Below are 13,145 nucleotides of genomic sequence, written 5' to 3' on the forward strand. Positions count from 1 at the left end.
GCTGAACAGTAGGCCCTGCGACCGGGTGGGGTGTGAGGCCTGACACACACCTGTGACCGGTTCGTTACAGTGCTGTATCACTTGACCCACAGAATGGCTCCCCAGGCGGAGAAATCCGCCGGGGTGACGAGCGCGATCGCCTACTTCTTGCCCTTCCTGGCGTGGTCGATCACGCCGTCGGCGACCTCACGCATCGACTTGCGCATGTCCATCGCGCTCTTCTGGATCCACCGGAAGGCCTCGGGCTCGGTCATCTTGAACTGCTTCTGCAGGATGCCCTTGGCCTGGTCGACGGCCTTGCGCGACTCGAGCCGCTCGGTGAGGTCGGAGACCTCCTCCTCCACCGCACGGATCTCCGCGTACCGCGCCATCGCGATCTCGATCGCCGGCACCACGTCGGAGGCGTCGAACGGCTTGACGACGTAGGCCATGGCCCCGGCCTCGCGCGCCTGCTCGACGAGCTCGCGCTGGCTGAACGCGGTCAACATGACAACGGGGGCGATGCGCTCCTCGGCGATGACCTGCGCGGCGGAGATGCCGTCACGCTTCGGCATCTTCACGTCCATGACGACCAGGTCGGGCCGGTGCTCGCGGGCCAGCTCGATGGCCTGCTCGCCGTCGGCGGCCTCCCCGATCACGTCATAGCCCTCTTCACCCAGCAGCTCCACGAGATCCAGCCGGATCAGGGCCTCGTCCTCGGCGACGAGCACGCGCGGACGCGTACGCGGGTTCGCGTCCTCCTTCGCCTCGGGGACGAACTCGGACGTGTTCTCGACGACATCGTCGGCGCGGGGTTCACTCACGCGGGCATCCTACCGCGCCCCGAAGCGACGTAAAGACGCCGCGAACAGGGGTGACCCACCGCGTACGGCTCGGCGTCCCAGTCGCGAGGCACGTTCCCGAACCACCCCACGCCGACCCACCAACGAAGCCCCGCCACGCACGCCACAAAGAACGAGTACCGAGGAGGGGATTCGAACCCCTAAGGCCGTGAAGCCAGACGGGTTTGAGCCGTCCGCGTATACCATTCCGCCACCCCGGCAGGTGCCGATCAAGCATAGCCGAACGCGGCCCGTGCACGTGTGTGCGCGGGCCGCGTGGACTGTGGGTGTTGCTGTGCGGCCGAATGTCTGCCCGGCCGATTGCCTGTCAGGCCGGCGGCTGGATCTTGTGGACCCGCAGCGCGTTGGTCTTGCCGGGGACGCCCACGGGCGATCCCGCGACGATGACGACCTTGTCGCCGACCTCCACGCGGCCCGATTCGACGAGGGCCTTGTCGACGAGCGCGACCATCTCGTCGGTCGTGGCAACCTCGGGGATGGTGAACGACTCGACGCCCCAGACGAGCGTCAGGGTCTTGCGGGTCGACTCCTCGGGGGTGAACACTAGGACGGGGATCTCCGAGCGGAGGCGCGCCAGGCGCCGGGCCGTGTCGCCCGACTTGGTGAACGCCACGAGGAACTTGGCCTCGAGCCGCTCGGCCACCTCGGCCGCCGCCTTGGCGATGACGCCGCCGGTGGTGTGGGGGTCCCAGTCGATGGCCGCGATGCCCTCGAGGCCGTGGGACTCGGTGTTGTCGACGATGCGGGCCATGGTGCGGACCGTCTCGACGGGATAGGAGCCCACTGAGGTCTCGCCCGACAGCATGACCGCGTCGGCGCCGTCGAGGACGGCGTTGGCGACGTCGCCCGCCTCGGCGCGCGTCGGGCGCGGCGCCGAGATCATCGACTCGAGCATCTGGGTGGCCACGATGACGGGCTTGGCCCAGCGGCGGGCCGAGGCGACGATGCGCTTCTGGACCAGCGGGACCTCTTCGAGCGGGAGCTCGACGCCGAGGTCGCCGCGGGCGACCATGATTGCGTCGAACGCGTCGACGACCTCGTCGATCTTGTCGACGGCCTGCGGCTTCTCGACCTTGGCGATCACCGGCACGCGGCGACCCTCCTCGGCCATGATGTCGCGCACCTGCTGGGCGTCCTTCGCGTCGCGGACGAACGACAGGGCGACCATGTCGAAGCCCTTGCCGAGCGCCCAGCGGAGGTCGGCGATGTCCTTCTCGCTCATCGCCGGCACCGAGACGGCGACGCCGGGCAGGTTGATGCCCTTGTTGTTCGACACCGGGCCGCCGACCTTGACGCGGGTGATCACGTCGTTGCCGTCGACCTGCTCGGCCTCCAGCATGATGCGGCCGTCGTCGATGAGGATGAGGTCGCCCGGGTTCACGTCGCCGGGGAGGCCCTTGTAGGTCGTCGAGCAACGCTGGGCGTCACCCTCGATGTCGTCGGTGGTGATGATGAACTTGGCTCCGTACGCCAGGGTCTCCTTGCCGTTCGCGAACCGGCCGAGCCGGATCTTCGGGCCCTGGAGATCGGCCAGCGTCCCGACCGTACGCCCGGCCCGCTCGGCCGCCTCGCGCAGGTTGTCGAGGCGCTTCTGGTGCTCGGAATAGTCGCCGTGCGACATGTTGAAGCGCGCGACATCCATTCCGGCTTCGATGAGTTCGGTCAGTTTCTCCACGCTTGCGACCGCGGGGCCGAGCGTGCACACAATTTTGGCTCTACGCACAGACCCGACCCTACCCCGGACGGCTGACCTCCCGGTCGGCCACCCCCTCGGCGTGGACGTCAGGTTTCGCGCAACACCGCGAGGGCGTGGGCGAGGTCGTCGGGATAGTCGCTGGTGAACTCGACCCACTCCCCCGTTCCCGGATGGGTGAAGCCCAGGCGTACGGCGTGCAGCCACTGGCGCACCAGCCCGAGGCGCTCGGCCAGGCGGGGGTCGCCGCCGTAGAGGGGGTCGCCGACGCAGGGGTGCTTGATGGCGGCCATGTGGACGCGGATCTGGTGCGTGCGCCCGGTCTCGAGGTGGATCTCCAGCAGCGTCGCGCCGACCATGGCGTCGAGCGTCTCGTAGTGGGTCACCGAGTGGCGCCCGCCGTCGACGATCGCCATCTTCCAGTCGTGGCCGGGGTGGCGCGCGATCGGCGCCTCGATGGTGCCGGAGAACGGGTCGGGGTGGCCCTGGACCACCGCGTGGTAGGTCTTCGACACCGTGCGGTCGCGGAACGCCTGCTTCAGGATCGTGTAGGCCACCTCGCTCTTGGCCACGACCATGAGCCCCGACGTGCCGACGTCGAGCCGCTGCACGACGCCCTGGCGCTCCGGCGCGCCCGAGGTGGAGATGCGGTAGCCGGCCCCCGCGAGGTGCTCCACGACCGACGGGCCCTCCCAGCCCACGCTCGGGTGGGCAGCGACGCCGACGGGCTTGTCGACGACCACGATGTGGTCGTCGTCGTGGACGATGCGTACGCCGTCGGCCAGTTGCGGCGTGACCTGCACGCCGCCGTCGTTCTCGGGCAGCTGCACCTCGAGCATCGCGCCCGCGCGTACGCGGTCGGACTTGCGGGCGGGCGCGAAGTCGACGGTGACGTGGCCGGCCTCGGCCAGCTCGGCGACCCGCGAGCGTGACAGGCCGAGCATGCGGGCGGCCGCGGCGTCGACGCGCTCGCCGTCGAGGCCGTCGGGCACAGGGAGTACGCGCGACTGCGAGCTCATCGGGCCCGGCCCTCCCCCGGCTCCTCCGGCGTCTCCGTGACCCGCGCTGTCGCCTTCGGCTTCCGCTCCGGGTCGGGCACCCCGTCGTAGCCGACGCCCGACCGGAACCACACGATCATCGTCAGCACCGCACCGCCGGTGACGCACATGTCGGCCACGTTGAAGATCGGCCAGTGGGGCAGCTGGAGGAAGTCGACGACGTGGCCGACCGCGAACCCCGGGGGTCGCGTCAGCCGGTCGATCAGGTTGCCCGCGATGCCGGCGCCCACGAGTCCGAGGCCCACTGCCCAGCCGCGATGGCGCAGGCGAGGCACGACGTACGCCAGCAGCCCGGTCAGCACGGCGGCCGCGAGCAGGGTGAAGACCCACGTGTAGCCGTCACCGATCGAGAACGCGGCCCCGGGGTTGCGAATCAGATAGAGCCGTAACAGGTCCCCGACGAGCGGCACGGGGGTCGCAGGCTCGAGGGCCGCGACGGCCCACACCTTGGTGATGACGTCCAGAGCCAGGCCGACGGCGGCGACTGCGGCGAAGGTGACCACCGCGGTACGCCGGGGCACGACCCCGCGGGCGGGCGGGGTCGGGGTCTCGGGCTGGGCGGCGGTCATCGCCTTTCGTGCCGCTGCTTGCACTCCACGCACATGGAGGCGCGCGGATAGACCTGCAGGCGTCCCTTGCCGATGGGCTCGCCGCAGCTCTCGCAACGGCCGTAGGTGCCCTGGTCGATGGACTTCAGTGCCTGCTGGGTCTGCGCGAGCATGCCGCGCGCGTTGGCGGCCAGCGACATCTCCTGGTCGCGCTCGAAGTTGGCCGAGCCCACGTCGGCAGGATCGCGCCCGGCGCCGTCGGAGCCGTCGAGGAGCATGGCCTGCAGGTCGGCCTCGGCCTGCGCGATGGTGCGCTGGTGACGGGCGAGCTCGGCCTCGAGGTCGGTGCGGACCTCGGCGAGCTCCTCCTCGGTCCAGGCGTCCTCGCCGACGCGCACGGCCAGGTCGGCCGAGGCCGCGCGCGTACCCTTCGCCGGGGTGGCCGAGACCTTGGAGGCCGACTGGGTCAGCGGGGCAGCCTTGGTGGTGGCCGGAGCCGACTTCTTGGCGGTGGGCATTGCGGGCTCCTTCGAGCGGATCTGCGCCGTGCGGTGCGTGGGTGACGGGAAGCGTACACGAAAGGGCCCCGCGATCGCGGGGCCCTCTGCGTGGTGGTCGTGCGGGTCGATCAGTGGGTGTTGTTGTCACCCAGCAGTGCGTCGAGGCGCGGGGTGCTGGACGACGCGTCCTTGTTGTCGTGACCGAAGCTGCGACGGCCGCTCGGCTCATCGGTCTTGTTGTCGGAGCGCTCGTTCTTGTCGGCGCCGCGGTTCAGCAGGGCCGGCTTGTTGTCGGGCTCGAAGCGGCCCGACTCGATCGCCTGCACCTGCTGCTTGAGGTGGGACGTGAGGTTCTGGCGATAGCTCGACTCGAACCCGCGCAGCTGGTTCACGGCCTCACGCAGGCGGTCGCGCTCGCCCTCGAGGTCGGCGAACAGCTGCGTACGCCGGGACGCGGTCTCGCGGTCGAGGTTCTCGGACTTGCTCTTGGCCTCGGAGGTGAGCTTCTCGGCCGTGGTGCGGGCGTCCGAGGTCATCTTCTCGGCGTTGACCCGGGCCTCGGACTCGACGCGGTCGGCCTTGGTGCGGGCGTCGGTGGTGATCTGGTGGGCGCGCTGGTTGGCCTCTTCGACCTTGCGCTTGGCGTCGGCATGGGCCTCGACCCCGAGCTGCTCGGCCTGCTCGGTGGCCATCTGGACCAGGCGGACGACGGCCGGGGAGGCCTCGGCGCTGGTCGTGACGACCACCTTGTCGGACGAACCACCGGACGCCTGGGCGACCGGCTGGGGCGCCTGCTGCTGGACGACGGGCTGGGCCTGGCGCTGCTTCGCGAGTTCCTCGTTCGACGGCTCGCGGCGCTCCTCGCGCTGCGACGCGTTCTGCTGGGCCTGCTTGAGCGTCTCCACCTGCTGCTTGAGCATGGAGTTCTCTTCGGTCAGCTGGGCGAACGACGCCTCAACGCGATCGACGAACAGGTCCACCTCGGAGACCTCGTAGCCGGTCCGCCGTGCCATGTGGAACTTGGTCTTGCGGACTTCGTCCAGGGTCAGGGTCATCGTTCACCTCGGTTGCTCGGGAGCGGTTGCACTCCAACGTATCGCGACACGGCTGCAGGTCACACCCGCACCTCGACTCCCGAGCGTATCAGGAACCACGTGGTTGGGCTCAGTCCGTTCCTCAGGAGGAGAAGAAGATGCGCCGGTTGATCGTACGCAGCACCAGGATCGCGACCCAGAGCACCATGAAGCCGACATCGAGCATGGCCTGACCGATGCGTACGGGCGGGATGACCTTCCGCAGGGCCCGCAGCGGCGGGTCGGTGAGCGAATAGACGGCCTCGGCGACGATGAGCATCGGCCCCCGCGGCTCCCAGCCGGGACTGAACATGGGGACCCAGCTCAACACCATCCGCGCGATGAGCACGAACATGTAGAACAGGAGGGCGAAGTCGATGATGGCCCCGATCAGCTGCACGCCGTGTGCTCCTTCGTCGGTGCGGGCGTCAGCTCTGGTTGAAGAAGCCGCCCGCGATGCGCTCCTTGTCCTCGGCCGTCACGTTGACGTTCTGGGGCGAGAGCAGGAAGACCTTGCTGGTGATGCGCTCAATGGTGCCATGCAGGCCAAAGATCAGGCCCGCGGCGAAGTCGACGAGGCGCTTGGCGTCGGCGTCCTCCATCTCCGACAGGTTCATGATCACGGGCACGCCGTCGCGGAAGTGCTCCCCGATGGTGCGGGCCTCGTTGTACGTGCGGGGGTGGACGGTGATGATGCGGGACATGTCGGCCGTCCTGGGGTTGGAGGTCTGGATGGGCTCGCTGGGCTCGGGGTCGACCTCGACCACGCGGGGACGCTCCGGCGTACGCGGCTGGCGGCGGGGCTCGAGCTCGTGGACCGAGGCCGTGTCCTCGTGGCCACCCCTGGCGCCCTTCACGGCCACGCCCTCGGTCAGCTCGTTGTCCGACTCGTAGTCATAGCGGGAGTCGTAACGGTCGCTCGTGGTGAGCCCCAGCCATTCGGCGGCGCTGCGCAACTTCGACATGTCTTCCTCCCAGAGTGTCCACCCGCCCAGGTGTCCGGCCTGGACGTGGCCGAACGCGGATCTACAGCGTTGAGCGTACCTGCGGGACGCGCGCCCACCGGGGGCGACACGCGGCGCGGGGGCCGGTCCGGGTCAGGCGAGCCGGTGGCCCGATCCTCAGGCCAACCAGGCGTACGCGGCGGCGCGCCCCGAGCCGGCGCCGTCGCGGCGGTGGGAATGGAGCGCGAGGTCCTCGCGGGTGCACGGGTCGACCCGCCGGACGTCGCAGCCCAGGGCGGTCAGCTGGCGGTGGGCGGCCTCGCCCAGGTCGAGCGCCGGTGTCCCCCAGCTCGTGGTGGCGTGGGCGCCGGGGAGGCCCGCGGCGATCTCGGCGCGCATGTCTTCGGGCACCTCGTAGCAGGCGCCACAGATGTGCGGGCCGATCCACGCCCGGACGGTGCGGGCGCCGAGGGAGCGCATGGCGTCGAGGGTGGCGGGGAGGACGCCGGCGGCGAGCCCGACGCGGCCGGCGTGGGCGACGCCGACGACGCCGGCGTGCTCGTCGACGAGGACCGCGGGGAGGCAGTCGGCGACGCGGACGCTGATGGCGGTGCGGCGCTGGTCGGTGACGACGGCATCGGCCTCGGTCAGGGTGACCCCGGTGGCCCGGGAGCCGAGGTGCTGGTCCGGCCCCCAGCCGGCGACGAGGTCGGCGTCGGCGACGAGGACGTCGGCCCCGTGGACCTGGGCGACGGTGATGGTGCGGTCGACGTCGAGGGCCCGGCGTACGCGCTCGTGGTTCTCGCGGACGTGGTCAAGGTCGTCGACGTCGGTGCGGCCGAGGTTGAGCGAGCCGAGTGACCCCTGGGACACCCCGCCCTCGCGGTCGGAGAAGGCGACGCCGAACCCGCGCTCGCCGGGCTGGGGCCGCTGGATGAAGCTGAACACGGACCCCAGTGTGTCACCAGGCTCGGCGCCCCTCCCTGACGACGCGGCCCCGGCCCTCCTGACCTCGGCCCTCATGACCCAACTTGTGCACACCGCTGCACGAGTTGGGTCGACACGCCGAGGCCCCAACCCAACTCGTGCACACCAGACGTACGCGGCTCGGGGCCCCGTTCGAGGTACGCAGGCTCGGCCGTACGCAGGGTCAGCCGTACGCAGGGTCGGCTGCTCAGCCGTACGCAGGGTCGGCCGCTCGGCCGTACGCAGGGTCGGCTGCTCAGCCGTACGCCTGGGGGCCGCACCCTCGGGTACGCCCCCCGCGAGACTGCTCACGTTGGCGTGCCGAAATCGTCCTCGCGAGTGGTGCACCGTTCTCCAGCGCAATTCCGACCCGCGAACTGCAGGAGCGTTCGCCAACGCACCCCGCTCAGGCCGTTTGAGTCCCGAAAGGTGGTTTGAGGCTGTTCGAACCGACTCGAACGACTTTTCGGGACTCGAACGCGGGAAAGGGCTGCTCCTCGTCTCGCTGGCGCTCGCTCGGAGAACGTTCTCGCCCGGTGTCTGGAGGACCGATGAGCAACGCGACCCCCGACGATCAGACCGGAATCGATCCAACCAGCCAGGGGCCGCGTTGCGAAGAGCGTCCGAAGACACCGGATGAGGCGCGCGAGGCCGTACGCGCCCCGGAGGGACGCCATGTGTATCGACCGCGCTCACTTCAGGAAATCAGGGATGTCCAGCTCGTCGTCGTCGATTGGCGGGCGCTGCGACTGGGGGCGCGGGGCCTGCGGTCGCTGCTCGTAGCGCTGCTGCTCGGGTCGACCCTGCTGCTCGGGTCGACCCTGCTCCTGCTGGCGACCCTGCTCCTGGTGACGACCCTGCTCCTGACCCCGCTCGCCTTCGCGCTGCACCGGGTTGGTCGGCTCGTTCGACGACTGTGCGGGCGCCCACTGGCCCCCGCCCACATGCTGCTGCTGACCCTGCTGACCCTGCTGACCCGACTCCCCCTGCGACCGCGCCACCTGCTGCGCCTGCCTGGCCACCACCGACGGCGCCGACGCCTGGCGCGACACCCCCGGCTGGCGCTTCGGCGGCTCGCCGCCCGAGAACCCCGCCGCGATGACGGTCACGCGCACCTCGTCGCCGAGCGAGTCGTCGATGATCGTGCCGAAGATGATGTTGGCGTCGTCGTGCGCCGCGGCCTCGATGAGGTTCGCCGCGGCGGACACCTCGAACAGGCCCAGGTCGGAGCCGCCCGCGATCGACAGCAGCACGCCCTGGGCGCCGTCGATCGACGCCTCCAGCAGCGGCGAGCTGACGGCCATTTCGGCGGCGGCGCGGGCGCGGTCCTCGCCGCGGGCCATGCCGATGCCCATGAGCGCGGAGCCGGCGTTCGACATGACCGACTTCACGTCGGCGAAGTCGAGGTTGATGAGGCCGGGCGTGGTGATCAGGTCGGTGATGCCGGACACGCCCTGCATCAGCACCTGGTCGGCCTGCTTGAACGCGTCGAGGATGGCGACCTGGTGGTCAGTCATCTCGAGCAGCTTGTCGTTGGGGATGACGATGAGCGTGTCGACCTCGTCGCGGAGCTGGGCGATGCCGGCCTCCGCCTGGGTCGAGCGGCGACGGCCCTCGAACCCGAACGGCCGGGTCACGACGCCGATGGTCAGTGCGCCGAGCGATCGGGCGATGCGCGCCACGACCGGGGCGCCGCCCGTGCCGGTGCCGCCGCCCTCACCGGCGGTCACGAACACCATGTCGGCGCCCTTGATGACCTCTTCGATCTCCTCCGAGTGGTCCTCGGCGGCCTGGCGACCCTTGTCGGGATCGGCGCCTGCGCCGAGACCGCGGGTCAGGTCACGCCCGATGTCGAGCTTCACGTCGGCATCCGACATCAACAGGGCCTGGGCGTCCGTGTTGACCGCGATGAACTCCACCCCGCGGAGGCCCGACTCGATCATGCGGTTGACGGCGTTGACGCCACCACCGCCGACACCGACGACCTTGATGACAGCGAGGTAGTTCTGGGAAGGATTGACCACGAGGGTTCCGCCTCTTTCTCCTGCGTACGGACACTGAATCGCCCAGCCTATGTCCGCTGCGTACCGGGGAAGGGAACGGCGTCGACCAGGGCATTCGCAAGGCTATGAGACCGCTGAGACGCGTGGCAACAAATGTGACCGGAGGGGGTCGATTGGTCTAGACCCCTACTTGAGGGTGTCGATCGAGGGTGCGCCGGCGCTCTCGACCCCACCCCCGTACGCCGGCCTCAGCGCGTCGCCGGATGGCCCGGCGCGGAGACGTCGATCCACGCGGCCTTCGTGCTCGCCAGCAGGGCCAGCGCGACCTTCGCCTTCACCTCGACCTGGTCGGCGGAACCGAACACGACCTCCCGCCCCTTCAGCTTCAGCGTGATCGTGTCGGCCGACTTCGCCTCCACGGTCTCCACCTGCGTACGCAGCTCAGGCGGCAGTCCGGCCGTGACCGCCGCGAGCCCCCGCAGCAGCGAGGGGTCGTTGTCGGGCGCCGTCGCCGGGAGGAACCCCTCGGGCCGCTGCGCCACCTCGAGGAACGCCACTCCCGTCGCGTCCACCAGCAGCCAGCGGTCACCGCGGGCCAGGGCGAACGCGGGCGTCCGCTCCTTCACCGCGACGTCGAGGGTGTGGGGCCAGTGGCGCCGCACGGTCACCGACTGCACCTGCGGCAGGGTCGCGACCCGTTCGGCCACCGGCCGTTCGGCCACGCGGGCCAGCGGCCGGCCCACCGGGGCGGCGGCGACGCGTTGGACCTCCTCGTCCGAGACGATGGTGGTGCCGGTGACGGCGACGGTGCGCAGCGCCAGCAGGCTCGAGAAGAACACCGCCCAGATTCCCCCGGCGACCAGGGCGACCAGCGCCGCAGCGACGCCGATCACGATCCAGCGTCGCCGCCGGCCCCGCTTCCGGCGGTCGGCGATGACGGCGGTCGCGTCGTGGACCGAGCTCATGCGGGATCTGCTGGGCGTACGCGGCGCAGCGCCGCCACGATGTCGGGCGCCAGTCGGGTCACGTCGCCCGCACCGAGGGTCAGCACCACGTCGCCCGGGCCCGCCAGCGACGCCGCGAGCGGGGCCACCGCGCCGCGGTCGTGCACCTCGTGGACCGCTCCCCCGGCCGCCCGGCACGGCTCGGCGATCAGCGCGCTGGTCACCCCGGCCATCGGCTCCTCGCGCGCGCCGTAGATGTCCATCAGCACGACCTCGTCGGCCAGCGCCAGCGCCTCGCCGAACTCGGCGGCGAAGTCGCGCGTACGCGAGAACAGGTGGGGCTGGAACACCGCGATGACGCGCCCGCCGCGCCCCGCGACCCCGGCCCGCGCCGCCCCCAGCGTGGCGGACAGCTCCGTCGGGTGGTGGGCGTAGTCGTCGAACACCTCGACCGCGTCGACCGCGCCGACCGGCGTGAACCGGCGGTGCGTGCCGCGGAACGTCGCGAGCGCGCCACAGGCGTCGGCCACCGTCACCGTCGGGTCGGCCGCGACCACGGCCCCGATCGCGGCGGCGGCGTTGAACACGTTGTGCCGTCCGGGCACGCGGAGCGCGAGTTCTGCCCCACCGACCCGGGCGCGCGTGCCGAACCCCTCGGCGACCACGTCCGCGATGGGGAGTGCGGCGGCCGGGTCGGACCCGAACCCCTGCACGCCCTCGCGGCCCGCGAGCAGCGCCGCGATCCCGGAGTCGTCGAGGTTCACCCACGCCGTGTCGGCGCCGTCGACGAACGCGCGGAAGCCCTCCGCGTACGCCTGCGGCGTCTCCCAGTTGTCGAGGTGGTCGGCCTCGATGTTGGTGACGACGGCGACCGCCGCCGGGTATTGCAGGAACGACCCGTCCGACTCGTCGGCCTCGACGACGAACGGCGCGTCGGGCGCGCCGAGCGCCGCCGACTCCCCCGTCGTCGCGAGCGGCGCGCCCACGACGAACCCGGGGTCGCGACCCAGGTCGAGCAGGATGTGGGCGATCATGCCGGTGGTCGTGGTCTTGCCGTGGGTCCCGCCGACGGCGATGCCGCTGCGTCCGAGCATCAGGGCGCCGAGCGCCGCCGAGCGGTGCCACACGCGCAGTCCGCGGCGGCGCGCCTCGACCAGCTCGGGGTTGTCCTCGCGGATCGCCGACGACACGACCACGGTCTCGGCGCGCCCCAGCTGGTCGGCCGCGTGGCCCACGTGGGTGCGTACGCCCCGGGCCGCCAGCGCGTCGAGGGCCTCGGACGGCGCCTGGTCGGACCCGGAGACCTCGATGCCGAGGCCGGCGTACGCGCGGGCGATGCCCGACATGCCGGCCCCGCCGATGGCGATGAAGTGGACCGCCCCGAGGTCACCGGGCGCGACGAGGTCGACCGGCGGGACGAGGGAACCGAAGACGCTGCTCACGTGACCCCTCAGGCGCGGCGCGCGGAACCGGCGGCGCGGCCGGCCACGGCCAGCACGCGCTCGGCGAGCACCTCGGCGGCGTTGGCGGGCACGAGGTCGCGCGCGGCGCGCGACATGCGGTCGAGCTCGTCGCGGTCACCGATGAGGGCGGGGACCTCGTTGCGGACCCACGCCGCCGAGCACGCGTCGTCGGCCAGGAGGCGGGCTCCCCCGGCCTGGACCAGCGACTCGGCGTTGCGGGCCTGCTCGCCGTTGCCGTGCGGCAGCGGGACGAGGATGGTGGGCAGGCCGATGACCGCGGTCTCGACGACCGTGCCGGCGCCGGAGCGCGCGATCATCAGGTCGGCGGCGGCGTACGCGTCCTCCATCGCTTCGACGTAGGCCACCGGGAGGTAGGTCGCACCGGTGTCGTCGTTGGTCTCCGACAGCATCGCGTCGGTGAAGTTCTTCTGGCCGAGCACGTGGAGCACCTGCACGTTCTGGGCGAGCAGCTCCTCCTTCGCGCCGCGGACGGCCTCGTTGATGGAGCGCGCCCCCTGCGAGCCCCCCGAGACGAGCAGCGTGGAGCGGTCGGCGTCGAGGCCGAACTTCGCGCGCGCCTCGGCCCGGCGGGCGGCGCGGTCGAGACCGGTGATCGAGCGGCGCACGGGCAGCCCGATGAACGTCGAGTTCTTCAGCGGGGTGCCGGCGAACGAGGTGTAGACCTCGTCGGTCAGGTTCGCGGCCGCCCGGTTGGCGAGCCCGGGGACCGCGTTCTGCTCGTGGATCACGATGGGCAGCTTGAGCGACTTCGCCGCGAGGTACGCGGGCATCGACACATAGCCGCCGAACCCGACGAGGACGTCGGCGCGGTGGCGCCGGAGGACCTTGCGCGCCTCGCCCACCGCGCCGGCCAGGCGCGGCCCGACGAGGGCGAGGTCGACGGACGGCTTGCGGGGCATCGGCACCGGCGGGATCATCGCGAGCTCGAGCCCGGCGGCCGGGATCACGCGCGACTCCAGCCCCCTGGGCGTGCCGATGGCGATCAGGTTCACCGACGGGTCGGCGGCGCGCAGGGCGTCGGCCGTGGCGATGAGCGGCGAGGTGTGGCCGGCGGTGCCGCCACCGGCGAGGGCGATGTTGACCATGGGTG

At 71.4% G+C, this 13,145-nt stretch carries 13 protein-coding genes and 1 tRNA gene; all 14 read right to left on the minus strand.

Features of this window, described 5'->3' with window-relative positions:
* Positions 1 to 140: 140 nt before the first annotated feature.
* Complete coding sequence (locus tag ACYVAG_RS00765; protein ID WP_460765264.1) at positions 141 to 803, minus strand: ANTAR domain-containing response regulator; 663 nt, start codon at positions 801 to 803, stop codon at positions 141 to 143.
* Between the two features lie 156 nt (positions 804 to 959).
* Positions 960 to 1,042 (minus strand) — tRNA-Leu (locus tag ACYVAG_RS00770).
* 107 nt (positions 1,043 to 1,149) lie between these two features.
* A complete protein-coding gene (gene pyk, locus ACYVAG_RS00775) occupies positions 1,150 to 2,565 on the minus strand; it encodes a pyruvate kinase (protein ID WP_460765266.1) in 1,416 nt (471 codons plus the stop codon).
* Between the two features lie 59 nt (positions 2,566 to 2,624).
* Complete coding sequence (locus ACYVAG_RS00780) at positions 2,625 to 3,554, minus strand: RluA family pseudouridine synthase (protein ID WP_460765268.1); 930 nt, start codon at positions 3,552 to 3,554, stop codon at positions 2,625 to 2,627.
* Entirely contained in the window at positions 3,551 to 4,162 is a 612-nt protein-coding gene (gene lspA, locus ACYVAG_RS00785; RefSeq protein ID WP_460765270.1) for a signal peptidase II, read from the minus strand. The genes ACYVAG_RS00780 and lspA overlap by 4 nt, the downstream gene beginning before the upstream one ends.
* Positions 4,159 to 4,659 (minus strand): TraR/DksA family transcriptional regulator, encoded by a 501-nt coding sequence (locus ACYVAG_RS00790; protein ID WP_460765272.1) that lies wholly within the window; start codon positions 4,657 to 4,659, stop codon positions 4,159 to 4,161. The genes lspA and ACYVAG_RS00790 overlap by 4 nt, the downstream gene beginning before the upstream one ends.
* 110 nt (positions 4,660 to 4,769) lie before the next feature.
* A complete protein-coding gene (locus tag ACYVAG_RS00795) occupies positions 4,770 to 5,696 on the minus strand; it encodes a DivIVA domain-containing protein (protein WP_460765274.1) in 927 nt (308 codons plus the stop codon).
* Positions 5,697 to 5,817: 121 nt separating this feature from the next.
* A complete protein-coding gene (locus tag ACYVAG_RS00800; protein WP_460765276.1) occupies positions 5,818 to 6,114 on the minus strand; it encodes a YggT family protein in 297 nt (98 codons plus the stop codon).
* Positions 6,115 to 6,142: 28 nt separating this feature from the next.
* The gene (locus ACYVAG_RS00805; protein WP_460765278.1) at positions 6,143 to 6,679 is read right to left on the minus strand and encodes a cell division protein SepF; all 537 of its coding nucleotides are present in this window, start codon (positions 6,677 to 6,679) and stop codon (positions 6,143 to 6,145) included.
* 156 nt (positions 6,680 to 6,835) lie between these two features.
* Positions 6,836 to 7,606, minus strand: coding sequence for a polyphenol oxidase family protein (locus ACYVAG_RS00810; protein WP_460765280.1), 771 nt, complete (start codon positions 7,604 to 7,606; stop codon positions 6,836 to 6,838).
* A 710-nt stretch (positions 7,607 to 8,316) separates the two neighbouring features.
* The gene (gene ftsZ, locus ACYVAG_RS00815) at positions 8,317 to 9,648 is read right to left on the minus strand and encodes a cell division protein FtsZ (protein WP_460765282.1); all 1,332 of its coding nucleotides are present in this window, start codon (positions 9,646 to 9,648) and stop codon (positions 8,317 to 8,319) included.
* Between the two features lie 227 nt (positions 9,649 to 9,875).
* A complete protein-coding gene (locus tag ACYVAG_RS00820; protein ID WP_460765284.1) occupies positions 9,876 to 10,592 on the minus strand; it encodes a cell division protein FtsQ/DivIB in 717 nt (238 codons plus the stop codon).
* Positions 10,589 to 12,013 (minus strand): UDP-N-acetylmuramate--L-alanine ligase, encoded by a 1,425-nt coding sequence (gene murC, locus ACYVAG_RS00825; RefSeq protein WP_460765286.1) that lies wholly within the window; start codon positions 12,011 to 12,013, stop codon positions 10,589 to 10,591. The genes ACYVAG_RS00820 and murC overlap by 4 nt, the downstream gene beginning before the upstream one ends.
* 8 nt (positions 12,014 to 12,021) lie before the next feature.
* Entirely contained in the window at positions 12,022 to 13,140 is a 1,119-nt protein-coding gene (gene murG, locus ACYVAG_RS00830; RefSeq protein ID WP_460765288.1) for an undecaprenyldiphospho-muramoylpentapeptide beta-N-acetylglucosaminyltransferase, read from the minus strand.
* Positions 13,141 to 13,145: the final 5 nt, after the last annotated feature.

It is taken from the genome of Mariniluteicoccus flavus (assembly GCF_054776655.1).

Excerpts from the sequence above, each read along its gene's own strand:
- ACYVAG_RS00795 (WP_460765274.1), bottom strand. The coding sequence starts at position 5,696 with ATGACCCTGACCCTGGACGAAGTCCGCAAGACCAAGTTCCACATGGCA.
- murG (WP_460765288.1), bottom strand. The coding sequence starts at position 13,140 with ATGGTCAACATCGCCCTCGCCGGTGGCGGCACCGCCGGCCACACCTCG.
- ACYVAG_RS00790 (WP_460765272.1), bottom strand. The coding sequence starts at position 4,659 with ATGCCCACCGCCAAGAAGTCGGCTCCGGCCACCACCAAGGCTGCCCCG.
- ACYVAG_RS00780 (WP_460765268.1), bottom strand. The coding sequence starts at position 3,554 with ATGAGCTCGCAGTCGCGCGTACTCCCTGTGCCCGACGGCCTCGACGGC.
- lspA (WP_460765270.1), bottom strand. The coding sequence starts at position 4,162 with ATGACCGCCGCCCAGCCCGAGACCCCGACCCCGCCCGCCCGCGGGGTC.
- ACYVAG_RS00820 (WP_460765284.1), bottom strand. The coding sequence starts at position 10,592 with ATGAGCTCGGTCCACGACGCGACCGCCGTCATCGCCGACCGCCGGAAG.
- ACYVAG_RS00805 (WP_460765278.1), bottom strand. The coding sequence starts at position 6,679 with ATGTCGAAGTTGCGCAGCGCCGCCGAATGGCTGGGGCTCACCACGAGC.